Consider the following 23,908-nt stretch of genomic DNA (forward strand, 5'->3'; position numbering starts at 1 on the left):
CGCCCCCAACCGCACAAGGAGCCGCTATGCAGGATGGACGTTACGCGTTCAGGGGCAAGAAACACCTGCTTCTTCCCCTCCTCTTCCTGCTGCCCCAGCTCGCCATCACGGTGGTGTTTTTCTTCTACCCCGCCGGTGAAGCGCTCATGGGGTCGTTCTACATGGAAGACTCTTTCGGTCTTTCCAAAGAATTCGTAGGATTGGACAACTTCACCACGCTGTTTTCCGATCCGAGCTATCTGGAAACGCTGCGCTTGACGCTCGTGTTCAGCCTCGCCACCATCGTCCTCACGATGGGGACAGCCCTCTTGTTCGCGGTCCTCGCCGATCAGGTGAACTGGGGCGGCACGCTGTACAAATCCATGCTCATCATCCCCTACGCCGTCGCGCCGCCGCTCGCGGGCGTGCTCTGGCTGTTCCTGTTCAACCCTTCCGGGGGCGTGCTCACCGAGCTGCTCCACCACTTCGGGTATACGTGGAACCACAAGATCAACGGCAATCAGGCGCTGTTCCTGCTGATCGTTTCGGCCTCATGGAAACAGATCTCGTATAACTTCCTGTTCTTCCTCGCCGGGCTACACGCCATCCCCCGCTCGCTCATCGAAGCCGCGGCCATCGACGGCGCATCCCCGTGGCGGCGGTTCCGCACGATCATCTTCCCGCTTCTGTCGCCCACGAGCTTCTTCCTGCTTGTGGTGAACACGATCTATACGCTGTTTGAAACCTTCGGCATCGTCCATGCCGTCACGCAGGGCGGCCCCTCAAAGGCCACGGAAACCCTCATCTACAAGGTTTTCAACGACGGCTTCATCGGGCTCGACTTCGGCGGCTCCTCGGCCCAGTCCGTGGTGCTGATGCTCATCGTCATGGTCCTGACCTTCCTCCAGTTCCGTTACGTGGAACGCAAGGTGACCTACTAGGCCAAGGAACGCAGTATGGTAGAAAAGAAAGGATTGGGAAAAGCCGTCGGCCACGCCGTGCTCTGGTTCGGCATCGCCATAGTGCTCTTTCCCCTTTACATAGCGCTGGTCGCCACGACCCACACGTTCGACGTGCTCATCGGCTCCACGCCGCTGTGGTTCGGCAGCGAGTTCCTCAAGAACTTCACCACCGTCCTCACGCAGGGCCTCAAGGCGGCGGGCGGCATCCCCGTATGGGTGATGATGGCGAACAGCCTCGTCATGGCCCTCGGCATCGCCATCGGGAAAATCGCCATCTCCATCACGGCGGCCTACGCCATCGTCTATTTCCGTTTCCCCGGCCGCGAGCTGTGCTTCGTGCTCATCTTCATCACGCTGATGATGCCGGTTGAAGTCCGCATCGTGCCCACGTTCCAGGTGGCGGCGAACCTCAACTTCATCGACAGTTACCTCGGCCTTGTCCTGCCGCTCATCGCCTCGGCGACGGCGACCTTCCTGTACCGCCAGATGTTCATGACCATCCCGGCGGAACTGCTTGAGGCCGCGCGCATCGACGGGGCCGGGCCGTGGCGTTTCTTCGTGGACGTGGTGCTGCCCCTTTCGCGCACCAACACCGCCGCGCTGTTCGTGGTGCTGTTCATCTACGGCTGGAACCAGTACCTCTGGCCCCTGCTCGTCACCAATCAGGAAGGCATGTACACCATCGTCATGGGCATCCAGCGCATGGTGAACATCCCCGACGCCGTGCCGGAGTGGAACCTCATCATGGCCGTCGCGCTTCTGGGCATGCTGCCCCCCCTGCTGGTGGTGCTCGGCATGCAGAAGCTTTTCGTCCGTGGCCTCGTGGAAACCGAAAAATAAGCCCGCCAAAAGGATACCAGCATGGCACGCGTCCAGCTCAAGAACGTAGAAAAGACATTCAATAAGAATAAGGTGCTGAAGGGCATCAACGTCGAAGTCCCGGACGGCTCCTTCATGGTCATGGTCGGGCCTTCCGGCTGCGGCAAGTCCACGGCCCTGCGCTGCATCGCCGGGCTTGAGGAAGTCACCGGAGGCAGCATCTTCATCGGCGACGAGGACGTCACCCGCAAGGAACCCAAGGATCGCAACATTGCGATGGTGTTCCAGAACTACGCCCTCTACCCGCACATGAACGTGTTCGACAACATCACCTACGGGCTCAAGGTGCGCGGCATCCCGGCGGACGAGCGCAAGCGCCGCGCCGAGGACGCCGCCAAGCTCCTCGGCCTTGACGGCCTGCTCGACCGTATGCCCAAACAGCTCTCCGGCGGCCAGCGCCAGCGCGTGGCTATGGGCCGGGCCATCGTGCGCGAGCCCAGCGTGTTCCTCTTCGACGAACCGCTTTCCAACCTCGACGCCAACCTCCGCAACCTGATGCGCATCGAGCTGCGCCGCCTGCACCAGCGTCTGGCGACCACCAGCATCTATGTGACGCACGATCAGGTGGAGGCCATGACCCTCGCCGAGAAAATCCTTGTGCTCCGCGCCGGGAACATCGAGCAGTACGGCACGCCGGACGACATCTACCTGCATCCGGCCTCCGTATTCGTGGCGCAGTTCATGGGTTCCCCGTCCATGAACATGATCCCCGCGACCACGGACGGCGAAAAGCTGATCCTGCCCGACGGCACGCCGCTTTCCGGCATCGCCGCCTCCGACATCCGGCTTTCCGCCGCGCCCACCAAGGACGTGCTCGTCGGCCTGCGTTGCGAAGACCTGCTGCTCGATCCCGAAGGTTCCGTACAGGTCACCGTGGACATCATCGAGGCGCTCGGCCCGGACACGCTGGCCTACTGCCATCCCATCACCGGGAAGGCGGGCGGCGGCGCTTCCGATCAGGGCTCCGTCATCGTGCGTCTCCCCGGCACGCGCCGCCCCGCGCCCGGCGACGTCATCCGCCTTTCCGTCCGTGCCGGCCACGGCCACGTCTTCGATCCCGCCAGCGGTTTGCGCTGTTTGTAGAGGGGAAAAGATTGGGGAGGGGGAAGGGAGCCTTTTGGAAAAGGCCCCCTTCCCCCTCCCCAAACCCCACCCCCATCCCCCTAAAACTTTCGCCCTTATCGAATCCCCCATGCAGGCTTTCCCCGCGTAGGGAAAAGAGGCATATATTTCCCTTGATGGTTCTGTCAGAGGGTGTGATTGTTTCATCTTCACAGTGTAGTGGAGATGAAACCTTTTTCGCCGGTTCTTCCGGCGAGCTCCATGCACGGGGCCTTTTGGTGGTTATCCGCTTAACATATGGCTCTGTCAGAGCATATGGTTGTTTTATTTCAGCAACATACTGAAAATATATATTTTATCCAATTTTTCCGCTGGTGGGCTCCATGATTGGGGGATGCTATTGCTTATTTCTTTGGAATTTCAAGAAATAACGCATCAGCCGTTTTCTATGACATAGCCTAATATAGTAAAAAGTAGGCTGTGTCATAGAAAGTGGTTGATGCCTTTTTCCTTGAAGTTCCAAAGGAATAACCGACAAAATGCCTTAGCTATGGATTCCGCCAGGGGGAAAACCGGAGAAAAAGGCTGTATTTTTCACCGCTCTGTGAAGATGAAACAACCACATACGATAACAGAGCCAAAAAGTATCAATATATCATTGATACGCGGCCTTCTTTGTCTCCTTGTTTCATTTTCCTTGATAATTAAGAGATTGATTTTTCTTGCGGGTTACTGGAAAAAAAGCCCTGCCATAAAATGTGGTTGCATTTTTGGTGAAAAATGCAACCTTTTTCTCCGGCTTTTCCGCTAAAGGGCTCCATAACTGAAGCACTTTATTGCTTATTCCGTTAGAGTTTCAAAAAAAGCTGTGTCATGGAAAGTGGTTGATGCCTTTTTCCTTGAAGTTCCAAAGGAATAAACAGTAAAATGCCTTAGCTATGGATTCCGCCAAGGGAAAAGCTGAAGAAAAAAGCTGTATCTTCACTGCACTGCGGAGATGAAACAACAGACTATGGCAGGGCCAAATAAAGCATCAGCCATTTCCTATGATGCGGCTCAAAAGAAAGGTTGGCTGTTGTTTTGTCTAAACGGCACCGGCACAGGATTCCCGCTGTGCAGCTCCCCCGCAGCCGAAAGGCGTTGGCAAAGGGAGCCGGGGGAGAAACCTCTCTGAAGAAAAGGTTTCTCCCCCGGTTCTTTTCCCCTCCCAAACCGCAATATCATGCAAGACACAAAGACAGGGGCGAGTAGCATAGGCCCATGATCAAAGAAACACGCACCATACACTACGACGCGGAACTCGCCATCGAAGCCTATTGGCTCCAGAACGTGCTGGAGCCCTTCCCTGATCATTTCCACGACTACTACCTGATCGGGTTCATCGAGAAGGGGGCACGGGAACTGACTTGCGGCGGACAAAAATACATCACCACTGAAGGCGACCTCTTCACCCTCAACCCACACGAGCCGCACGGCTGCCGTTCCTATGACGGAAAACCGTTCAGCTACCGCGGCATCGGCGTACTGCCCGACGTCATGCGGGCGGCCATGCGGGAAATCACGGGGCAGGCCATGCTGCCGCAATTCCGTGAGCGCATCCTGAGCCAAAGCGAACTGGCGTGTTCGCTGCGCGACCTGCACGCCATGATCGTGCGGGAAGACAAGGAGTTTCGGAAGGAAGAAATCTTTCTGATGCTTTTGGGGCAGCTTCTGCGCGACAACGCCGGAGAATCGCCCCTGCCTGATGCCTGTAGGGACGAATCCGGCATCGGGGCCGTATGCGCCTATCTTGAGGAGCACTCCGCCGAGCCGGTTTCGCTGGATCAGCTCGGCAAGGTCGCGGGGCTGAGCAAGTATTACCTCCTGCGTTCATTCACCAAACAGAAAGGCATCTCGCCGTACCGGTATCTCGAAACCATCCGCATCGCCAAGGCACGGAAACTGCTTGAACGGAACGTGCCGATGATCGAGGTGGCGCTCCAGACGGGCTTTGCGGATCAGAGCCATTTTTCCCGCTTCTTCAAGCGGCTCATCGGGGTCACGCCCCGGCAATACGCGGAAATCTTCGGCGGAAGGCACGCATGAAAAACGAAACCATACTCGGCCATGTGCTGACCCTCATGACCATAATCATATGGGGCACCACTTTCGTTTCGACCAAGGTGCTCCTTAAGGCGTTCACTCCCATCGAAATCCTGTTTTTCCGGTTCACGCTCGGCTACTTCTCGCTGTGGGCCATCTATCCGCGAAAGGGCGCTTGCGGCACGCTGCGGCAGGAGATGTTCTTCGCGGCGGCGGGGCTGTGCGGGGTAACGCTCTATTTCCTGCTGGAAAACATCGCGCTGACCTATACGTTCGCGTCCAACGTGGGGGTCATCATCTCAATCGCGCCGTTCTTCACCGCACTCATGGCGAATTGGCTGCTGGACGGCGAGCCCTTGCGGAAACGCTTTTTCGTCGGGTTCGCCGCCGCGCTGACGGGCATCGTGCTCATCGGCTTGAACGGCAACTTCGTCCTCAAGCTCAACCCCGTCGGGGACATCCTCGCCACGCTGGCGGCGGTGGTTTGGGCCTGCTACTCGATCCTCATGAAGAAAATCGGCGCGTTCCGCATGAATATGGTGTTCTGCACGCGCAAGGTGTTCTTCTACGGCCTGCTGTTCATGCTTCCCGCGCTGTTCATCTTTGACTGCCGCATCGGGCCGGAACGCTTCGCGTCCCCGGTCAATATGCTGAACCTCCTCTATCTCGGGTTCGGCGCTTCCGCCCTCTGCTTCGTCACGTGGAACTGGGCGGTCAGGATTCTCGGTGCGGTCAAGACTACCGTGTACATCTACCTCGTCCCTGTGGTGACGGTCGTGTCTTCGATGATCATCCTCCACGAGACGATCACGCCCCTCGCCATTGCCGGGACAGCCCTCACCCTTACGGGGCTCATCCTTTCACAGCGGTAAGGGAAGATTTCAAAAGGCTGCGTCATAGAAGATGGCCGATGTTTTTTCCTTGAAATTCAAAAGGAATAACCGACAAAATACGTTAGCCGTGGATTCCGCCAAGGGGAAAGCTGGAGAAAAAGCCCGCATCTTCACCGCGCTGTGGAGATGAAACAACCATATGCTATACAGAGCCGTTCAAAAAAGATGGGGCTTTTCTTGGAAAACGGCCCCTTCACTCGGTATTCTTCCTTTTCAGGTAGGCTGTGTCATAGAAAACGGTTGATGCTTTATTTCCTTGAAATTCCAAAGAAATAACCAATAAAATCCCCCAATCACAAAGCCCACCAGCGGAAAATTTGGAGAAAAAGCATATATTTTCAGTATATTGCCGAAACAAAAACAACCATGTACTATGACAGAGCCTTCAAGTAAATGTCCCCGCCACATCCTGCGGCCGCCTTTCCCATATAGGAAGGCTGTGTTTAAGTTTACGGTTGCTGATTTTTTCAATGAAAATCATGAATAGATAAAAGCTCGTTTCACGTCTGGTGATGTGGGCCTCTCTCATTTTTTGTTCATTACATGAAATCCAGTTTTGAAGAATTGTTGCGAGACCTCCAGATAATCTCCAAAGAGATCTCCTTTCCAGTTGGAATCTTGTATCAACCATAAACTTAAACACAGCCTATAGGAAAAGCGGCTTTTGGGTTTCCCGAAAGGAATACAACTTGTATTCGGCCCCGTCATAATGCGGCTGTTTCGTCTCCACCATACGGTAATGATGCAGCCTTTTTCTCCGATTTTTCCGTTGGCTGGCTCCATGCCCGAAGCACTTTATCGGTTATCCTTTTGGAACTTCAAGGAAGCATCAACCATTTTTTAACACTGCCTTTTATTGCAGTTAATCCATTGTATTTATTAGTTTATATTGTATACACAAAAAATGTCCCACTTTCGGCTGCGTCCCCTTCTTGGGCACTTGACAATAATTCGATATCGAACTAAAAGTTCCTCCATGACGTACAGCGCTATTTTCTCCCATGCCAGCCGGCTCCGCGAGGCGGGCAACCGTTTCATCCTTGCGGAACTCGAAAAGGCCGGGCTCAGCGACATCGCCCCCAGCCACGGCGACATTCTGGTGCGGCTTCTGGCCTGCGAAACCTGCAACATGGGCGAGCTTGCCAAGCAGGTGCGCCGGACGAAATCCACCGTGACGGCGCTGGTGGAAAAACTGGAGCGGAACGGATATGTCCTGCGTATGCCGGATCCGGCTGATTCCCGTGGGGTGCTGGTACGCCTGACGGACAAGGGGCGCGCGCTGGAACCGGCTTTTGAAACGATTTCCAGCGGCCTGCAGCGGCTGATCACTGACCGGCTCAGTAAAGAAGAGGCGGAACTTTTGGATCGGCTTCTGGACAAATGCGTAAACGGCTAAAGGGCAAACGCCTTTTTTTAGGCTCAATTAGTTCGATGTCAAACTAAAATAGGAGATAAATTATGGCTCAGTACAAGCTGGCGCATATCGACATGAAGGGAAGCCGCGGCGAGCTGCACGACGCCCTGAACCTCACGGGTGCGGAAGTGTCCTGCAACACCCTGCCCGCCGGGGCCAGCGTGCCTTTTGTACACCACCATACCCAGAATGAGGAAATCTACCTCATCCTTGAGGGCAAGGGGCTGCTGTACATCGACGGGGAAGAACTGCCGCTGAAGGAAGGGGATTGCTTCCGCATCGATCCGCAGGGGGAGCGTTGCCTGCGTGCGGCGGACGACAGCGCCATGCGCTTCATCTGTATTCAGGCCAAAGCGGGCAGCCTTGAAGGTTTCACCATGAGCGACGCTGTGTTGACGGAATCCGGCAGCAAGCCGAGCTGGTTGTAAACCGTCCCAAACCGGGCCAAGGCTGCACCGTTACAACGCCGGAATACGGCCTTCGATGCAGCCCAAAGCCTTGGAACTTGGGCACTAAGGCCGTGCCATAGGAAAGGGCTGAGGCTTTATGTCTTAAAGTTTCAACTGATTACTGACCGGCTCAGCAAAGAAGAGGCGGAACTTTTGGATCGGCTTCTGGACAAGTGCATAAACGGCTAAAGGGCAAACGCCCTTTTTTAGACTCAATTAGTTCGATGTCAAACTAAAATAGGAGACGGATTATGGCTCAGTACAAGTTGGCGCATATCGACATGAAGGGAAACCGCGGCGAACTGCACGACGCCCTGAACCTCACGGGTGCGGAAGTATCCTGCAACACCCTGCCCGCCGGGGCCAGCGTGCCTTTTGTACACCACCATACCCAGAATGAGGAAATCTACCTCATCCTTGAGGGCAAGGGGCTGCTGTACATCGACGGGGAAGAACTGCCGCTGAAGGAAGGGGATTGCTTCCGCATCGATCCGCAGGGGGAGCGTTGCCTGCGTGCGGCGGACGGCAGCGCCATGCGCTTCATCTGTATTCAGGCCAAAGCGGGCAGCCTTGAAGGTTTCACCATGAGCGACGCTGTGTTGACGGAATCCGGCAGCAAGCCGAGCTGGTTGTAAACCGTCCCAAACCGGGCCAAGGCCGCACCGTTACAACGCCGCAATACGGCCTTCGATGCGGCCCAAAGCCTTGGAACTTGAGCACTAAGGCCGTGCCATAGGAAAGGGCTGATCTTTTATGTCTTGAAATTCCAAAGGAATAACCAATAAGATCCCCAAAGTATGGGGCCTATCGACGGAAAACCGGAGAAACCGCCTGTTTTTCACCATATTATGGAGATAAAACAACCAGATACATGATAGAGTCCCAAAGAAGGGGAGGGGCGTCCCCTGCCCCTTTGCAGGGAAAACAGGAGGCGATCCCTTGGGATCGCCTCTCCTTTATGGGGCGAAACAGCCCGCCCGCATCAGCCTAGGCCGTGTCGTCATTTTACATATAACGATTTGAAATTATAAAAATAACCTTTTACAGCTCGAAAAAAGTTAAATAATTTCAATATATTACATCTAATTAGCGACACGGCCGAAAAACAGGCGCAACACGGACGCTCTGGAACCGGAAGGTGGGGTCAGCGCTTCCGGGCCGACACGATCAGCATCATGGGACGGCGGAGTTCATCCCGCATGATTTCCGGGTAGGCTTCCAATAGGCCGGGTTCCGGCTGCGGCTCCACAAGTTCCAGCAATTCAAATCCGTTCTGGAGAAGGCCGTTGACGTAGGTAGTCAGGGTTTTGTGGTACTTCATGACCTCTTCGCCGAGGAAAACGGCCTTGCGGACGCCCTCGGAAAAATAGCTGTCCACAGGCCAGTGAAGATGATTCCCCTGCGCGTCGCAATGCCATTCCTGCGCTCCCTGCGCGGTGAATACCGGATGCTCCACGGAAAAGACGAAGCGCCCTCCGGCGGAGAGGCAACGGTTCACCTTCGCGCACAGGCCGCCGAACGACTCGACATAGTGGAAGGCGAGGGAACTTATCGCCACATCGAACGAGCCCGCCGGGAAATCGATAGCTTCAATCGGCATACGCAGGTACTGGATGGAGGGAGAATCCGTCATGGCACGGGCCTCGGCCAGCATCCTTTCGGACAGGTCGACGCCCACCACGGAGGCGGCCCCCTGTTCGGCGGCATACCGGCAATGCCAGCCGAAGCCGCACCCCAGATCAAGCACCCGCTTGCCCTCGAACGGAGGAAGCATCCTCCGCAGCACATGCCACTCCCCGGCGGCGTCAAGCCCTTCCTTTGAGCGCGGCATCCGGCTGTATTTGCCGAAAAATATCGGATCGTCGTATTTATTCTCTTTCATCGTGTCTTCCGGCTGGTCAGCGCATCCTCGCCCAAAGGGGAAGCGCGGGGTTAAAAAAGGGAGCCCTTCGGCTCCCTCCGTCATTTATCCGTTCAGATAGGCCTTGTTCACCACGCTTTTGGGCTGGCCCGCCATCCATCCGGCGATGTTCTCGGCGATGATCCGGGTGATGTTCTGCCGGGCGGTACGGGTAGCCCAGGCGATATGGGGGGTCAGCAGGGTGTTGGGGCTGGTCAGCAACGGATTGTCCTGCGTGATGGGCTCCACGGACACCACGTCCGCGCCGAGGCCGCCGAGCTTTCCGGATGCGAGGGCCTCGGCGACGGCGGCTTCATCAAGCAGCGGGCCGCGCGCAAGGTTCAGGAGGATGGCCCCGTCCTTCATGGCGGCGATGGCGGCGGCATTGATGATGGCACGGGTCTGCTCCGTCAGCGGGCAATGCAGGGAAAGCACGTCCGAAGCGCGGAACAGCTCGTCCAGTTCCACAAATTCCACAGGGAAAGATACGGGAGCGGAAGAGGCCGAAAGTTCGGCGGCGGATTTGCGGGCGGAAGCAGCGATCACCTTCATGCCGAACGCGTGCGCCAGTTCGGCGACGCGGCGCCCGATGGTCCCGAAACCGAGGATGCCCATGACCTTGCCCGAAAGCTCCACCTGCGGCGTATCCCAGAAACACCAGTCCGGCCCGGCGGCCCAGCGCCCGGAACGGATGCCCGCGTCGTGCAGGGCCGTGCGGCGGCACAGTTCCAGCAGCAGCGCGAAAGCATGTTGCGCCACGGCCTCCGTGCCGTAGTTCACCACGTTCATCACCGGGATGCCCCGTCTGCCCGCCGCCGCGATGTCCACCACGTCGTACCCCGTGGCGATGACCCCGATGCAGCGCAGGCCCGGCAAGGCCGCCAACGTGTCCTCATTCAAGCGGGTCTTGTTGGTGATCAGGATCTCCGCCCCCCGGCTCCGCTCCAGCACATCTTCGGGATTGGTGCGGTCATACACCGTCAGATCGCCGAGCGCCGCCAGCGGGTCCCACGGATTGTCGCCGGGATTCAGGGTATAGCCGTCAAGAACAACGATTTTCATGGCACCGCTCCGGGTTGATGTTCGGTTGATGTTCAAAGGAACAAAGAAAATACCGGATACGTTCACCCTTTGACAAGAGCCCCGGCCTGAGCCAAAAGAAAAGCTCACGCTTCCGGGCGCATCCCGGATATGCCCTTGTCCGGGCCCCAGATTGTGCCGTCATTTAAAACATGGCTCTGTTATAGTTTGTGGTTGTTTCATCTCCACAGTGCGGTGAAAAATACGGCCTTTTTATCCGGTTTTCCCCTTGGCGGGAGCCACGGCCAAGGCATTTTGCCGGTTATCCCTTTGGAACTTCAAGGAAAAAAGCATCAACCATTTTCTATAACACAGCCTAAAACATAACTATTTCAACTTATTGGAACAACCTTGCGACTTGAGAAGTGCTTAATAATTTCAATAGATTATATCTAATCAACGACATAACCGAGGAAAAGCCTTTCCCCGCAGGTACCTTTATTGCTTTTCCCAATGCCCGCCGTCCTCCCGGCAGCCCCGCCGGAGAAGTCTGGGCAGAGGTTCCATAACCGTAAAACCCCTGTCACGGCATTGGGCTGATGCAATGTTTGACTGACTGATTTCATTGAATTTTTAAAGGCAATTACCGGCGATCCCAATGGCGGAAGAGTATTCCCCAGCATCTCTCTTGAACCGTATGAAACAGGCACCAATCCCTTGCTATGGCTGAGCCGGCACAAAAGCTTTTCGACCTCCCCAACCGACACAACAGGAGCCGCACCATGACCGATCTGCCTTCCTCCCCAGCAGCCTCCGAACTGCGCCGCCTCACGGATGCGGCCCTGAACGCCGTAGCGCCCGACGTGGCCGTGCTGCGCCACCTTCGCCTTGACGGCAACAGGCTGACCCTGATCGATGAAGCGGGAGCCCCCGCATGGTCGGGCGACCTCGACGCCTACCGCCGTATCCGCGTGCTCGGCGCGGGCAAAGGCGCGGCTCCGATGGCGGCGGCGCTGGAAAACCTGCTCGGCGACCGCATCAGCGACGGGCTTGTGATCGTCAAATACGGGCACGATTTGCCGGAAGGCCAGCGAACCAGACGCATCAGGATCAAGGAAGGCGGACACCCCGTCCCCGATGAGGCGGGCGCAGCGGCTGCGGGCGAAATCGTGGACATGGCCTTAGACAGCCGCGAGGACGACCTCATCCTGTGTACGTTCACGGGCGGGGCCAGCGCGCTTACCCCGGCCCTGCACCCGGAAATCCCGCTGGCCGACATGCAGCGGCTCACCTCCATGCTGTTGGAATGCGGGGCCACAATCCACGAGATCAACACGCTGCGCAAACACCTCTCCCGCTTCAGCGGCGGCAGCCTCGTGCGGGCGGCCTTCCCCGCCACCGTGCTTGGGCTCATCGTCTCCGACGTGGTGGGCGACGACCTTGACGTCATCGCCTCAGGCCCCACCGTGCCGGATACGAGCACCTTCGCGGACTGTCTGCGTGTGGTGGAGCTTTACGGCTTGCGCTGGAAAATGCCGCAGTCGATCTGGGCCCGTATTGAGGCGGGGCTTCAAGGCCGCATCCCGGAAACGCCGAAGGCGGATGAACCGGCTTTCGGGCGCGTCCGCAACGTGCTCGTGGCCTCGGTGAAACAGGCGCTGGAAGCGGCGGCGGACGAGGCCGCGCGGTGCGGCTTCGTGCCCCGCATCCTCACGACGGAGATGAGCGGCGAGGCCCGGCTGACGGCGGCGCGGCTCGTCGCCGAAGCCCGCCGCGCCCAAGCGGGCCTGCGCCCCGGCGATGCGCCGCTCTGCCTGCTCGCCGGGGGCGAAACCACGGTGACCATCCGGGGCAGCGGCAAGGGGGGGCGCAATCAGGAAATGGCGCTCGCCGCCACGTTGGAACTGGCGGACGACCGCGGCATCGACCTCATTTGCGTGGGGACGGACGGCACGGACGGCCCCACGGATGCGGCGGGCGGCTACGCCTTCAGCGGCGATCTGGCCCGCCTGCGCGCCATCGGGCTGCACCCGGAAGAAAGCCTCGGCGCCAACGACAGCTACCCCCTGCTGCTCAAGGCCGGAACCCTCCTGCGTACAGGCCCCACGCGCACCAACGTCATGGATGTGTCCATCATATTGGTCAGGCCGAAATAACAGGGGCATAAAAATATTTTGAGGTGTTTTCGGCTATGTACAAGCGGGGAAAAGGAGGGTAATCGTTCTCGTTCACGACCGGCGGGTCAGGACGGGCTCCGGGGCGGGGCGTCCCGGAAAAGCGCTGGATGCGGACAAGCGAGGAGCGAAACGCACAGGAACGGCATGCCGTCCTTCCGGTCGCCGTGGTGGAAACGGCCCCACGGGTTTCACAGATATGGGAGGAGATCATGTCTGGTTTATGGTATTTCTGGGGCAGCCTCGCGCTGCTGCTCGGCGGGTACTTCGTGTACGGCGCATTCGTGGAAAAAGTGTTCGGAGCCGATTTCGGGCGCCCCACGCCTGTCAAAACCCGGCGCGACGGCGTGGACTATATCGAACTGCCCCGCTACAAGATTTTTCTCATCCAGCTTCTGAACATCGCCGGGCTCGGCCCCGTGATTGGCCCCATCCTTGGGGCGCTGTACGGGCCTTCCGCCCTGCTCTGGGTCGTCTTCGGCTGCATTTTCGGCGGCGCGGTGCATGACTACTGTTCGGCCATGATGTCCCTGCGTTACGGCGGTGCTTCCTACCCTGAGATCATCGGGCGCAACCTCGGCACCGGCGTCCGCCGTTTTATGGAAGTGTTCACCATCGCGTTCATGATCATGGTCGGCGCCGTGTTCGTGCTCGGCCCAGCCGCCCTGCTCGCCAACCTGACGAGCTTCAGCCTGCCCTTCTGGGGCACGGTTATCTTCGCCTACTACTTCCTTGCCACAATCATGCCCATTGACGCCATCATCGGGCGCATCTATCCCTTCTTCTCAATTCTCTTGCTGGTGATGGCCTTCGGGCTTGTCGGCTCGCTTATGCTCAGCGGCCGCCCCGTCCTGCCCAACACCGACTTTTTCGTGAACACCGATCCGACCGGCCTTCCCATCTGGCCGCTCCTGTTCATCACCATCGCCTGCGGCGCGATCAGCGGCTTCCACGCCACCCAGTCGCCTCTCATGACCCGGTGCATGGAAAGCGAAAAGCACGGCCGGATGCTCTTTTACGGCCCCATGATCGCCGAAGGCGTCCTTGGGCTGATCTGGGTGACGCTCGGCCTGTCTTTCTACGAATCGCCCCAAGCCCTCGGCGAAGTCATCAAGGCCGGGACGCCCACGCTGGTGGTTCAGGAAATCTCTATGGCCCTGCTCGGCCCCATCGGGGGCATACTTGCCATCCTCGGCGTGGTGGTGCTGCCCATTTCCACGGGTGACACGGCCTTCCGCAGCGCCCGCCTGCTGGTGGCCGACACGCTGCGCATCGATCAGGGCCCCATCGCCAAGCGCCTCATGATCGCCATCCCGCTGTTCATCGCGGGCATCGCCCTGACCTGCGTGGATTTCGCGGTCATCTGGCGCTACTTCGGCTGGGCCAACCAGACCATGTCCTGCGTGACCCTGTGGGCCATCGCCGTCTACCTTGCCCGCCGCGGGCGCTTCCACTGGATAGCGACCCTTCCGGCGGCCTTCATGACCGTGGTGTGCGTCTCCTATCTCTGCTACGCGAAGATCGGGTTCGGCATGTCCGTCGAGGCGTCCACGCTCATCGGCATCGCCTCCGCCGCCGCTTCGCTGGTGCTGTTCCTTTCCCGCGGCAAGCGCATGCCTGAAACCGGGAACGAGGTGGGCTGCTAAGGGATGTATGTGGGGAGGGGAAGGGGAACCTTTCTGGAGAAAGGTTCCCCTTCCCCTCCCCACACCCCACCCCATCCTCTCCCAAGACTTTCGCGCTTATCGAATCCCTGTTCACGGATTTCCCTGTTTTTCGGAAGGCTGTGTCATAGCATATGGTTGTTTCGTCTTCACAGTGCGGTGAAAATACGGCCTTTTTCTCCAGTTTCCCTTTGGCGGAACATACGGCTAAGGCATTTTGTCGGTTAATCCTTTGGGGCTTCAAGGAAAAGGCATCAGCCGTTTTCTATGGCACGGCCTTCAGGAAAAGGAGCTTCGGCTCCTTTTTTATTGGCAAAGGGAATGGAAAGGCAGGGGGAATGGAAAAGAGAGGGGAGAAAAAGCCTCTGCCGGAAAATTCGGGCGGGGCTTACTGCTATCATATGGGAAAAGCGCCGTTGCGCTATGCCGGAAGCGGGATTTCTTGCCTCGGCCCGTAATGGAGCCCATGTAATTCTATCCCCTCCTTGCGCATTCGCGGGGAACCGTGTATGCCAGAAACCGACTTTCTTGTACCTTTACCCCTGTTTTCAGGAAGGGAGGAAATATGTCCAAAAATATTATCGTCATCGGTGGCGTGGCCCTCGGCCCCAAGGCGGCCAGCCGTCTGAAGCGGCTTGATCCCACAGCCAACGTGACCATGATCGACGAAAACATCAATATTTCGTTCGGCGGCTGCGGCATCCCCTACTATGTTTCCGGCGAAATCAATTCGCTGGACGCGCTGCGCTCCACGACCTACGGAACCGTGCGCACCCCCGAATATTTCGAGCATAAGGGCGTGCATACCCTGAACCAGACCCGCGTGACCGCCATCGACCGCGCCGCCAAGACCGTGACGGCCAAGAACCTGGTCACGGGCGAAGAAAAGACGCTTCCCTACGACCGCCTGATCATCGCCACCGGCAGCACGCCCAAGGTGCCCCCCGTCGAAGGCCGCGACCTCAAAAACGTGGGCGGCGCGAACAACCTTGAAGACGCCGACGCGCTCCGCAAGGCCTGCGCATCCGGCAGCGTGCAGAACGCCGTGGTCATCGGCGCCGGGTTCATCGGCATGGAAATCGCCGTGGCCCTCGCCGACATGTGGGACATCAAGACCAGCGTGGTGGAATTCATGCCGCAGGCCATGCCCGGCGTCATGTCCGCCAGCCTGTCCGACATGGTCAGGCATGACCTCGAAGAACACAACGTCGACGTCTACACCGGCGAAAAAGTGCAGCGCCTTGAAGGTGAAAACGGGGCTGTGGCCCGCGTCGTGACCGACAAGCGCACCCTCGACGCCGATCTGGTCATCTTCGCTACCGGCTTCGCTCCCAACACCGCGCTGGCCCGCGCCGCCGGGCTCGATCTTGAGGAACGCACCGGCGCGATCCTCGTCAACGAATATATGCAGACCTCCGATCCCGACATCTATGCGGGCGGCGACTGCGTAGCCATCCCGAACCTCGTCACCGGCAAGCCCTTCGTGCTGGCGCTCGGCTCCCTCGCCAACCGGCAGGGCCGCGTCATCGGCACCAACGCCGCCAGCGACAGCGGCAAGGCGGCAACCTTCCACGGCGCCGTGGGCACATGGTGCGTGAAGCTCTTCAAGATGTCCGCGTGCGGCACCGGCCTGACCATCGAGCGTGCCAAAGCCTTCGGATTCGACGCCGTTTCCGCCAGCCTCGAACAGCTCGACCGCGCCCATTTCTATCCTGAAAAGCACATGATGACCCTCGAACTCGTGGTCGAACGCGGAACCCGCCGCGTACTCGGCATTCAGGGCGTGTGCGAAGACGGCGACGCCCTCAAGGCCCGCATCGACGCCGTGGCGACCATGCTCCAGTTCGGCAAGCCCACCATCGACGACCTCGCCAACGCCGAAATCGCTTATGCGCCGCCCTTCGCCTCCGCGATGGACGCCGTAAACGCCGTGGCCAACGTAGCGGACAACATCCTCTCCGGTCAGCTCAAGGCCATCTCTTCCAAGGAATTCGGCGAACTCTGGAAGGATCGCGCCAACAACAACGTCTTCTTCGCCGACGCCCGCCCCGCCGCTTCCGGCAACGCCACCGCCGCCAAGTATCCCGGCGAATGGCACGCCATCGCGCTGGAAGACATTGAAGCGAAGTTTGATTCCATCCCCAAGGATCGCCCGGTGGCCCTCGTGTGCAACACCGGCCTGCGCGCCTATGAGGTGATGCTGTACCTGCACAACCACGGCGTGACCGACGTGGTGAACGCCCTCGGCGGCATGCAGGCGCTCATCAAACGCGGCGACAATATGTAAAACCAGTCTGGGGGCCTCCCCTCCAGACGGCGCAAGACGGGGAAAAGCGTTCCGTTTCCGCTTTTCCCCGTCTTTTTTTGCCGCTGCCGTGCCCTTGCCACAGCCCCCCTGTCCCGGTAAACTACCCGCCAAAACAAGGAAGTTTGTATGAACGCCCTCTCCTCGAATCCAGCCATCAAGGAAACCTCGATGAAACGCAAAATACTCTGGGCCCTTCTCGCCATCTGGCTCATCCTAACGGCCTATCTGCTGTTCCTCTCCAATAAATGGGCGTCCGCCGCCACCCCGTCCTACGCGGCCTCAAGCGCCGTCACCACTGACAATTTTGCGGAACTACTGCGCGAAACCCTCCAGAAGAACCCTGACCTGCTGCTCAGCGTCCTGCGCGAAAACAGCGAGGCCGTGCTCGACATCGCTCAGGAAGGCTCCAACCAGCGCCGCCACAAAAACCTGATCGCCCAGTGGAAGGCGGAGCTGAACCAGCCCAAGGAAGTGGATATCAAAAACCGCCCGGTTCGCGGGGCCGCTGACGCGCCCGTGACCATCGTGGCCTATTCTGATTTCACCTGCCCCTACTGCCAGCAGGCCGCGGGGACGATGGAAAAAGTCCTCAAGGAAAATCAGGGCAAGATCAAATACGTCTTCAAGCACTTCCCGCTGGAAACCACCGGCGTCGCCCGCCTCGCCGCCGAATACCACGTTGCCGCCGCCCGGCAGGATCCTGAACTGGCGTGGAAGTTTTATGACCTGCTCTTCTCCCGCCGCGCCGATGTGCTCAAGAACGGCGAACCCGCCATTGTGAGCGCCGCCAAGGATGCCGGGCTGAACATGAAGAAGCTCGCCGCCGACGTGAAGCGTAAGGACGTGCGCGCCGAGGTGGACGCCGACATCGCCGAAGGCCAGCGCGTAGGCGTGCAGGGGACTCCGTATTTCCTCATCAACAACCTTGTGGCCCGCGGCGCGCTGTCTTCCGAGCTGTTCAAGGAAGCCATCAACATGGCCTTGCAGGCCGCTCCCTCCGGGCAGAAGTAACGCATGATCATCACCCGCAATCCCGATGCGCTTGATCTGCCGCTGCCGTTGGCTCTCTCTCAGGGAACCTCGGTAACGGTGGGCAATTTCGACGGCGTCCACTTGGGGCATCAGGCGCTCCTCGCCATGACCTGTGAACGTGCGGCCCAAACGGGAACAATCCCCGTCGCCATGACGTTCAACCCGCATCCCCTTGAAGTGCTGACGCCACACGCGCCTCCGCGCCTCACGACCCCGCAGGCACGGCTTGCGCTGCTGGAAGCCTCCGGCATGGCGCTTGTAATGCTCGTGGCCTTTACGCCCGAATTCGCAGCCATGCCGCCGGAAACCTTCGTGCGCCGCATCCTTCTCGGCACGCTGAACATGCGCGAACTGTTCCTCGGCTATGACTTCACCCTCGGCAAGGGCCGCGCCGGGACGCCCGAAGTCCTCACCCAGCTCGGCAAAGCCGAAGGGTTCCGCGTGGATCGGATGGACGCGCTCTCCGTGCACGGCGAAGTGGTCAGCTCCACACGCATACGGGAGCTGCTGCATCAAGGGCAGGTATGGGAAGCAAGCAGCCTGCTCGGACGCCTGTACAGCGTGCAGGGCGAAGTCATCCACGGCAAAAACCGGGGTGGGCGCCTGCTGGGGTTCCCCACGGCGAACCTCGCCCCCACGCCGACCATGCTCCCCAAGCCCGGCGTGTACGTGACGCTTGCCACGCCGTCCGAATCCGCAGGAAGCGGGCTCCCCTTTGTCCTCGACCCCGCGCATCCCACGCCGGACACGTATCCGGCAGTGACGAACATCGGCTACAACCCGACTTTCGGGCCGGGCGCGCTCACGGTCGAGACGCACCTGCTCGATTTCGACGCCGATCTGTACGGCAAGCATCTCGAAGTCGCCTTTGTCGAACGCTTGCGCGGCGAAGTCACCTTTACCGGCCCAGACTCTCTCGTCGCCCAGATCAAAAAAGACGCTGAGCAAGCACGGAAAATATTGGAAACGGTTGCAGGGGAACAGAGAGGCTGAGGCCTCCGGCGGCAAGGGGCTACCGCCCCCCGGACCCCGGCACAACGCCCGCAGCAGAAACGGTTCCGCATCCAGCTTGCGCTGGCTTCGGAACCGTTTCTGCTGCGGGCGTCCTGTCGATGCCGGATGCTTCCCTTCTCAAACAAGCATCTGCATAAGAAACAAGCCCTACATAAAAAGCAGTAACTTTTATATGGCTGTGCCTTGAAAAATAGTTGATGTTTTTTTCCTTGAAGTACCACAGGAATAACCGAAAAAGACCTTAGCCATAGATTCCGCCAAGGGTAAAGCAAGATAAAAAGGCCGTATTTTCACCGCGTTGTGGAGACGAAACAACCATATACTATAACGGACCCTTTTATATAAGCTGTGCCAGAACAAACGACTGATGTTTTATTTCTTAGTCCGGGCCGTAGGAAATGGTTGATGCTTTCTTGAAGTTCCAAAGGGATAACCGGAAAAATGCCTTAGCCGTAGCTCCCGCCAAGGGGAAAACCGGATAAAAAGGCTGTATTTTCACCGCACCATGGAGATAAAACAACCATAAACGATAACAGAGCCTTTCTCTTTATCAACCGTAAACTTGAACAGAACCATAGAAAAACTTGGCCCTGCCTAGGCCGTGTCGTCAATTATATATAATATATTGAAACTATTTAATTATTTTAAACCATAAAAAGACTATTTTAAATAATTTCAAATAATTATATACAAATGACGGCACGACCTCGTATCTGGTTATTTTATTCCCGCAGTATGCTGAAAACAGAGGCTTTTTATCCAATTTTCCGCTGACGGGTTCGTGATTAGGGGATTTTATTCTTTAATACCTTTGGAATTTCCAGAAAAAAAGCATCACCCGTTTCCTACGACACAGCCAAAAACTTTAGAAAAAGGCTCTGTTATAGTATGTGGTTGTTTCATCTCCACGGTGCGGTGAAAATACAACCTTTTTTTCCAGTTTTCCCCTTGGCTGAATCCATAGTTGAGGCGTTTTTCTCGTTATTCCTTTGGAATTTCAAGGAAAAAAGTATCAACCATTTTCTAGGACACAGCCTATTTTATTGGTTATTTATCGCGAACCTCAAGAAATCAATCAGCAATCGTTTGCTGTAACACCACCTTATAAAACTCCGAGCCCCCGAGAGGCATCACCGGGGAACTTACGCCAACGCACAGGCTGCCAAGACGCCACAACCGTAACCCGCCCCATTTACAAAAGTCTTTGAAGGGGAAAGGGGGAGGCTTGGAGGGGGGAAGGGGAAACTTTCTCCAGAAAGTTTCCCCTTCCCCCCTCCAATTTCACTCAATCACAAACGCGTTCGCCGCGTGCGTGGCGGCGGGAATGTTCCCTTCGGCAAAAAGGCGGACAACCTCAAAGGCGGCGGGAAGCTGCTTGCGGAAGGCTTCCTGCGCTTCGGGGGTGAGCCGCCCAAGAACCCAGTTCACAGTGTCCTCACTGCCATGCGGGGAGCGGCCAATGCCAAGGCGGAGACGGTAGAAATCCGGCGTGCCCAGACGCTGCGTGATCGACTTCAAACCGTTGTGCCCGGCATTCCCCCCGCCCTTCTTGAACTTCATCCGGCCCGGCGCGATGTCCAATTCATCGTGAACAATGAGAATGTTCTCAGGCAAAAGACGGTGCCACGCCGCGAGAGGCTGCACACATTCCCCGGAAAGGTTCATGAAGGTCTGCGGCTTGGCGATGAGCCACTGATCCGGGCTGCCCGGAAGGGACGCCTTCCACAGCTCGCAGCGGAACTTGTCCCCGGACATGGAAGAAACATTCCTCGCCTCGCGCAACAGTTCATCCACAAACAAAAAACCCATGTTGTGACGGGTCGATTCGTATTGCTTGCCCGGATTGCCCAAACCCACGATAAGTCCGGCGACAGCCATATCAAACCTCTCGAAAAACTTCCGGCCTGACGGACGCAGGCCACAAAAAAAGGAATCCACCGGATTCCTCGCCAATTCCTTCCCCCAGCCATACAGGGGACGGCCCATTTCCCTCGGCATCAACGGATGCCCGGCATCCCGCCGGGGAAAAGAGGCAGCGGAATGGGAAGGAATGCCCCAAGAAGGGCACCCCTCCCCACTCCAGAACAATGCGCTTATTCAGCGGCAGCGTCATCGCCGCCACCGGGCATCAACACGGACACGATGGCGTAGTTGTTGTCATAGGCGGCCTTGACGCCTTCGGGGAGCTTCACGTCGGCAACCTGAATGGTGGTACCCACATCCATGCCGGAGATGTCGATGGTAACCTTGGAAGGCATATCGAGAGGCTTCGCCATGAGCTGGATCTGTTCGCGGTAGGTTTCGAGCTTGCCGCCCACCTTGGTGCCGCGGGCAACGCCGGAGAATTCGACCGGAACGGTGATCTTCACGGGCTTGTCGAGCTCAACGCCGTAGAAGTCGATGTGGGTGAAACGGCTGCTGATCGGATCGCGCTGCGTGGCCCAGATCAGCACGGGATGCGTGCCTTCGCCTTCAATTTCAAGGTTGAACACGGTGGTGCGGCCAACCTGAGAGAAGAGCTTTACAAAGGCGCGGGTGGACATCTGCACGGGCAGGTTGGCGCCCTTGGCGGTGTAGAACACGCCGGGGATGAGTTCTTCCTGACGGGCGCGGCGGTTGGCGCCCTTGCCGAGACCGGCGCGCTTCTGCACGCTGAGCACTTTAAGATCGGACATGGATGTTCTCCTTACCCTTCCACGGGAAAAACGCCGTGGTGGTAGATTCGCTGTGATAAGCCGGTGCCCCGGAGGGCGCCGGAGAGGTTCCTTGCCGTTCGCCCGGAACATTCCCAAAATGAAACGCTCCAACCGAACGCTGGTTCGGCGCACCGCAACGCGGTGCCGCTTCTGCCGGAAACGATGCCTTCAGACAAAGCGGCGCCTCTGAAATGTACAGCATTTCAAAGGCGGCCTGCTTTAGAACAGCACGCTTACGGACGACCCGGTGTGGATGTTGTGGATGCTCTTGGCGAGAAGGCTGGCCACGGAAACGACCTGCAGCTTCGAGCACACGTCCAAACGATCGCCCGACGGGATCGTGTCGGTAATAACGACCTTGGTGAACACCGAGTTGTTGAGCCGCTCAAGGGCGGGGCCGGAAAGCACGCCGTGCGTAGCGCAGGCGTAGACTTCGCGGGCGCCTTCGCGGAGCAGGACTTCGGCTCCGGCGCAGATCGTCCCTGCCGTATCGATGATGTCATCCACGAGCACCGCGATCTTGCCCGCCACATCGCCGATGACGTGCGTGGCGGTCGCCTGATTGGGGCGGTCGCGGCGCTTGTCGATGATGGCGAGGGGCGCTTCAATGCGCTTGGCGAAGGAACGGGCACGTTCCACGCCGCCGGCGTCGGGGGAAACCACAACGATCTCGCCCTTCATGGACATGAAGGGTTCGAGCAGCACCTGAGACGCGAACAGGTTGTCCACAGGGCAGTTGAAGAACCCCTGAATCTGTCCGGCATGCAGATCCACGGTCACCACGCGGTTCGCACCGGCGGTCGACAGGAAGTCGGCCACGAGCTTGGCGCTGATGGGCGCACGCGGGCTGACCTTGCGGTCCTGACGGGCATAGCCGTAGTAAGGGATGACGGCGGTGATGCGGCCCGCACTGGCGCGCTTGAGCGCGTCGAGCATGAGGCAGAGCTGCATCAGGTTGAAGTTCACGGGCGCACAGGTCGGCTGGATGACGAACACGTCGTCGCCGCGGACGCTGCTGCTGATTTCGATGCGGCTTTCGCCGTCGCTGAACTTCTCACACAGGGCGGGGGTCAACTGGCAGCCGAGATGCTCGCAAATGGCCTGAGCCAAAGGAGCGTTCGAGGTGCCTGTCAGAATCTTGAGATCACCGTACATAGGGGAGGCCTTCCGGTTAAGAAACCTCTAAAGCGCAAAAAAATGGCTGGGGCGGAAGGACTTGAACCCTCGAATGACGGGACCAAAACCCGTTGCCTTACCTGCTTGGCGACACCCCAGCGTGACAAAGGTTTCCTTTGGAAGCGGAAACCTTACAATGCGTGGCTATAGGCAGCCACGTCTTTTTCCCGGAACCCCTCCGCCACCCGGAAGGCGCTCCCTGCATCCCGGAAGAGCCCGAAGAGGGAAGAACCGCTGCCGCTCATGACGGCGGCGAAGGCCCCCTGCCGCAGGAGCTGCTCCCTGAGTCGGCGAAGGCGGGGGATGGCCTCGAAAACCGGCGGCTCAAAACTGTTTTCAAGCCACTGGATGGAGGAAGCCCCACCGAGAGGTTTCTGAGAGCCACGGTTTATAGCGCCGTTACGTACTTCTGTCAAGGGCCTGTTCCATTCGTCCCATGCGGCATAGGCCCACGGCGTGGACACATGCTCCCCAGGGCACAACAGGACGAGCCCCGCCCCGGCGACGCCCGCCGCATCCAGCCACTCAGGGCATGGGGCGAGCCGCTCGCCGATGCCCGAAGCCCGGCAGGGGACATTGTACAGGAAAAACGGCACATCCGCCCCGATGCGGGCGGCCAGCCCGACAAGCTCCGGCAGGGGCAGGGGTTCCGGCGCGCGGGCGTTCAGCCATCCGAGCAGCGCCGCCGCGTCCGCGCTCCCCCCTCCGAGCCCGGCCCCGTGCGGGATGCCTTTTTCCAGCACGGCCTCCACGCCCGGATGGAAGCCCGAAGCCTCGGCGAACAGGCGGTAAGCCTTGGTCAGCGTGTTGTTTTCCAAATCAATGCCCGGCTCCTCACAGCGGAGCTTCAGCCCGCCTTCCGGCCTCAGGGCAAGCCTGAGCGTGTCGGAAGGCTCATCCAGCGGCAGGAATACCGTATCCAGCTCATGCCATCCGTTGGGGCGCACCCCCGTAATCCGCAGGGTCAGGTTCACCTTGCACCCGATCCGCAGCACCGCCCATTCCATCGTTCCGTCATCCACCCCGGCTTCCTCCCGGCGCATGTCGCGCTGTTTGTCTGATCAATTTATATCTTCCGATTTTCTTTTATCATCTTTCGCCTGCGAACGTTTGACAAGCCCTGTACAGTCATGGCACTAAAAACGATGTCTAACAGAGGTTCATCCGAAAAAAACGGAGGCTCGGCATTGCTTCGCCCCACACT

Annotated in this window: 20 protein-coding genes and 1 tRNA gene; 14 read left to right on the forward strand and 7 right to left on the reverse strand. The window is 58.5% G+C overall.

The annotated features are described in order from the left end of the window. The first annotated feature begins 26 nt into the window (after positions 1-26). The 8 genes from ugpA to AC6I1V_RS07700 all read left to right on the forward strand — a co-directional run bounded on the left by ugpA (position 27) and on the right by AC6I1V_RS07700 (position 8,355). Positions 27-920, forward strand: coding sequence for a sn-glycerol-3-phosphate ABC transporter permease UgpA (ugpA, locus tag AC6I1V_RS07665; protein WP_302553482.1), 894 nt, complete (start codon positions 27-29; stop codon positions 918-920). Positions 921-935: 15 nt separating this feature from the next. Then, on the forward strand, positions 936-1,781 hold the full coding sequence (gene ugpE / locus AC6I1V_RS07670) for a sn-glycerol-3-phosphate ABC transporter permease UgpE (protein ID WP_486854848.1): 846 nt from the start codon (positions 936-938) through the stop codon (positions 1,779-1,781). Positions 1,782-1,802: 21 nt separating this feature from the next. After that, complete coding sequence (locus tag AC6I1V_RS07675) at positions 1,803-2,903, forward strand: ABC transporter ATP-binding protein (protein ID WP_302553480.1); 1,101 nt, start codon at positions 1,803-1,805, stop codon at positions 2,901-2,903. A 1,239-nt stretch (positions 2,904-4,142) separates the two neighbouring features. Next, entirely contained in the window at positions 4,143-4,967 is an 825-nt protein-coding gene (locus AC6I1V_RS07680; protein WP_302553479.1) for an AraC family transcriptional regulator, read from the forward strand. Then, on the forward strand, positions 4,964-5,836 hold the full coding sequence (locus AC6I1V_RS07685) for a DMT family transporter (protein WP_486854654.1): 873 nt from the start codon (positions 4,964-4,966) through the stop codon (positions 5,834-5,836). The genes AC6I1V_RS07680 and AC6I1V_RS07685 overlap by 4 nt, the downstream gene beginning before the upstream one ends. A 997-nt stretch (positions 5,837-6,833) precedes the next feature. Continuing rightward, the gene (locus AC6I1V_RS07690; RefSeq protein WP_486854655.1) at positions 6,834-7,253 is read left to right on the forward strand and encodes a MarR family winged helix-turn-helix transcriptional regulator; all 420 of its coding nucleotides are present in this window, start codon (positions 6,834-6,836) and stop codon (positions 7,251-7,253) included. A 62-nt stretch (positions 7,254-7,315) separates the two neighbouring features. Further along, positions 7,316-7,699 carry a cupin domain-containing protein gene (locus tag AC6I1V_RS07695; protein ID WP_479859017.1) on the forward strand — a complete coding sequence of 128 codons (384 nt, stop codon included), beginning with the start codon at positions 7,316-7,318 and terminating at the stop codon, positions 7,697-7,699. Between the two features lie 272 nt (positions 7,700-7,971). Then, a complete protein-coding gene (locus tag AC6I1V_RS07700; protein WP_497736955.1) occupies positions 7,972-8,355 on the forward strand; it encodes a cupin domain-containing protein in 384 nt (127 codons plus the stop codon). 509 nt (positions 8,356-8,864) lie between these two features. Here the strand turns inward: AC6I1V_RS07700 and AC6I1V_RS07705 are convergent. Continuing rightward, on the reverse strand, positions 8,865-9,602 hold the full coding sequence (locus tag AC6I1V_RS07705; protein WP_302553474.1) for a class I SAM-dependent methyltransferase: 738 nt from the start codon (positions 9,600-9,602) through the stop codon (positions 8,865-8,867). Positions 9,603-9,686: 84 nt separating this feature from the next. Further along, entirely contained in the window at positions 9,687-10,682 is a 996-nt protein-coding gene (locus tag AC6I1V_RS07710; RefSeq protein ID WP_486854656.1) for a D-2-hydroxyacid dehydrogenase, read from the reverse strand. Between the two features lie 740 nt (positions 10,683-11,422). On the opposite strand from AC6I1V_RS07710, the gene AC6I1V_RS07715 reads away from it, so the two are divergent. The 6 genes from AC6I1V_RS07715 to AC6I1V_RS07740 all read left to right on the forward strand — a co-directional run bounded on the left by AC6I1V_RS07715 (position 11,423) and on the right by AC6I1V_RS07740 (position 18,811). After that, positions 11,423-12,796: a glycerate kinase type-2 family protein gene (locus AC6I1V_RS07715; protein WP_486854657.1), complete on the forward strand. Its 1,374-nt coding sequence runs from the start codon at positions 11,423-11,425 to the stop codon at positions 12,794-12,796. 230 nt (positions 12,797-13,026) lie between these two features. After that, positions 13,027-14,460, forward strand: a complete 1,434-nt coding sequence (locus AC6I1V_RS07720) for a carbon starvation CstA family protein (RefSeq protein WP_302553471.1) — start codon at positions 13,027-13,029, stop codon at positions 14,458-14,460. 152 nt (positions 14,461-14,612) lie between these two features. Beyond that, entirely contained in the window at positions 14,613-14,936 is a 324-nt protein-coding gene (locus AC6I1V_RS07725; RefSeq protein WP_497736956.1) for a hypothetical protein, read from the forward strand. 107 nt (positions 14,937-15,043) lie between these two features. Beyond that, positions 15,044-16,765 carry an FAD-dependent oxidoreductase gene (locus AC6I1V_RS07730; protein ID WP_302554672.1) on the forward strand — a complete coding sequence of 574 codons (1,722 nt, stop codon included), beginning with the start codon at positions 15,044-15,046 and terminating at the stop codon, positions 16,763-16,765. Between the two features lie 147 nt (positions 16,766-16,912). Beyond that, positions 16,913-17,797 (forward strand): DsbA family protein, encoded by an 885-nt coding sequence (locus tag AC6I1V_RS07735; RefSeq protein ID WP_486854488.1) that lies wholly within the window; start codon positions 16,913-16,915, stop codon positions 17,795-17,797. A 3-nt stretch (positions 17,798-17,800) separates the two neighbouring features. Next, the gene (locus tag AC6I1V_RS07740; RefSeq protein ID WP_486854489.1) at positions 17,801-18,811 is read left to right on the forward strand and encodes a bifunctional riboflavin kinase/FAD synthetase; all 1,011 of its coding nucleotides are present in this window, start codon (positions 17,801-17,803) and stop codon (positions 18,809-18,811) included. 1,302 nt (positions 18,812-20,113) lie between these two features. On the opposite strand, the gene pth is transcribed toward AC6I1V_RS07740, so the two are convergent. The 5 genes from pth to ispE form a co-directional block, all read right to left on the reverse strand. Continuing rightward, positions 20,114-20,710 (reverse strand): aminoacyl-tRNA hydrolase, encoded by a 597-nt coding sequence (gene pth / locus AC6I1V_RS07745; protein ID WP_302553891.1) that lies wholly within the window; start codon positions 20,708-20,710, stop codon positions 20,114-20,116. Between the two features lie 215 nt (positions 20,711-20,925). Further along, positions 20,926-21,507 (reverse strand): 50S ribosomal protein L25/general stress protein Ctc, encoded by a 582-nt coding sequence (locus AC6I1V_RS07750; RefSeq protein WP_302553890.1) that lies wholly within the window; start codon positions 21,505-21,507, stop codon positions 20,926-20,928. 240 nt (positions 21,508-21,747) lie between these two features. Next, a complete protein-coding gene (locus AC6I1V_RS07755) occupies positions 21,748-22,683 on the reverse strand; it encodes a ribose-phosphate diphosphokinase (RefSeq protein WP_302553889.1) in 936 nt (311 codons plus the stop codon). Between the two features lie 43 nt (positions 22,684-22,726). Then, positions 22,727-22,802 (reverse strand) — tRNA-Gln (locus AC6I1V_RS07760). 33 nt (positions 22,803-22,835) lie between these two features. Next, complete coding sequence (ispE, locus tag AC6I1V_RS07765; RefSeq protein WP_486854490.1) at positions 22,836-23,747, reverse strand: 4-(cytidine 5'-diphospho)-2-C-methyl-D-erythritol kinase; 912 nt, start codon at positions 23,745-23,747, stop codon at positions 22,836-22,838. Positions 23,748-23,908 lie beyond the last annotated feature (161 nt).

It is taken from the genome of Bilophila sp. T19-St14 (assembly GCF_059728385.1).

What these genes read in the sequence shown, in the direction of transcription:
- ugpA (WP_302553482.1), top strand. Translation starts at nt 27, where the DNA reads ATGCAGGATGGACGTTACGCGTTCAGGGGCAAGAAACACCTGCTTCTT.
- ugpE (WP_486854848.1), top strand. Translation starts at nt 936, where the DNA reads ATGGTAGAAAAGAAAGGATTGGGAAAAGCCGTCGGCCACGCCGTGCTC.
- AC6I1V_RS07675 (WP_302553480.1), top strand. Translation starts at nt 1,803, where the DNA reads ATGGCACGCGTCCAGCTCAAGAACGTAGAAAAGACATTCAATAAGAAT.
- AC6I1V_RS07680 (WP_302553479.1), top strand. Translation starts at nt 4,143, where the DNA reads ATGATCAAAGAAACACGCACCATACACTACGACGCGGAACTCGCCATC.
- AC6I1V_RS07685 (WP_486854654.1), top strand. Translation starts at nt 4,964, where the DNA reads ATGAAAAACGAAACCATACTCGGCCATGTGCTGACCCTCATGACCATA.
- AC6I1V_RS07690 (WP_486854655.1), top strand. Translation starts at nt 6,834, where the DNA reads ATGACGTACAGCGCTATTTTCTCCCATGCCAGCCGGCTCCGCGAGGCG.
- AC6I1V_RS07695 (WP_479859017.1), top strand. Translation starts at nt 7,316, where the DNA reads ATGGCTCAGTACAAGCTGGCGCATATCGACATGAAGGGAAGCCGCGGC.
- AC6I1V_RS07700 (WP_497736955.1), top strand. Translation starts at nt 7,972, where the DNA reads ATGGCTCAGTACAAGTTGGCGCATATCGACATGAAGGGAAACCGCGGC.
- AC6I1V_RS07705 (WP_302553474.1), bottom strand. Translation starts at nt 9,602, where the DNA reads ATGAAAGAGAATAAATACGACGATCCGATATTTTTCGGCAAATACAGC.
- AC6I1V_RS07710 (WP_486854656.1), bottom strand. Translation starts at nt 10,682, where the DNA reads ATGAAAATCGTTGTTCTTGACGGCTATACCCTGAATCCCGGCGACAAT.
- AC6I1V_RS07715 (WP_486854657.1), top strand. Translation starts at nt 11,423, where the DNA reads ATGACCGATCTGCCTTCCTCCCCAGCAGCCTCCGAACTGCGCCGCCTC.
- AC6I1V_RS07720 (WP_302553471.1), top strand. Translation starts at nt 13,027, where the DNA reads ATGTCTGGTTTATGGTATTTCTGGGGCAGCCTCGCGCTGCTGCTCGGC.
- AC6I1V_RS07725 (WP_497736956.1), top strand. Translation starts at nt 14,613, where the DNA reads ATGGTTGTTTCGTCTTCACAGTGCGGTGAAAATACGGCCTTTTTCTCC.
- AC6I1V_RS07730 (WP_302554672.1), top strand. Translation starts at nt 15,044, where the DNA reads ATGTCCAAAAATATTATCGTCATCGGTGGCGTGGCCCTCGGCCCCAAG.
- AC6I1V_RS07735 (WP_486854488.1), top strand. Translation starts at nt 16,913, where the DNA reads ATGAACGCCCTCTCCTCGAATCCAGCCATCAAGGAAACCTCGATGAAA.
- AC6I1V_RS07740 (WP_486854489.1), top strand. Translation starts at nt 17,801, where the DNA reads ATGATCATCACCCGCAATCCCGATGCGCTTGATCTGCCGCTGCCGTTG.
- pth (WP_302553891.1), bottom strand. Translation starts at nt 20,710, where the DNA reads ATGGCTGTCGCCGGACTTATCGTGGGTTTGGGCAATCCGGGCAAGCAA.
- AC6I1V_RS07750 (WP_302553890.1), bottom strand. Translation starts at nt 21,507, where the DNA reads ATGTCCGATCTTAAAGTGCTCAGCGTGCAGAAGCGCGCCGGTCTCGGC.
- AC6I1V_RS07755 (WP_302553889.1), bottom strand. Translation starts at nt 22,683, where the DNA reads ATGTACGGTGATCTCAAGATTCTGACAGGCACCTCGAACGCTCCTTTG.
- ispE (WP_486854490.1), bottom strand. Translation starts at nt 23,747, where the DNA reads ATGCGCCGGGAGGAAGCCGGGGTGGATGACGGAACGATGGAATGGGCG.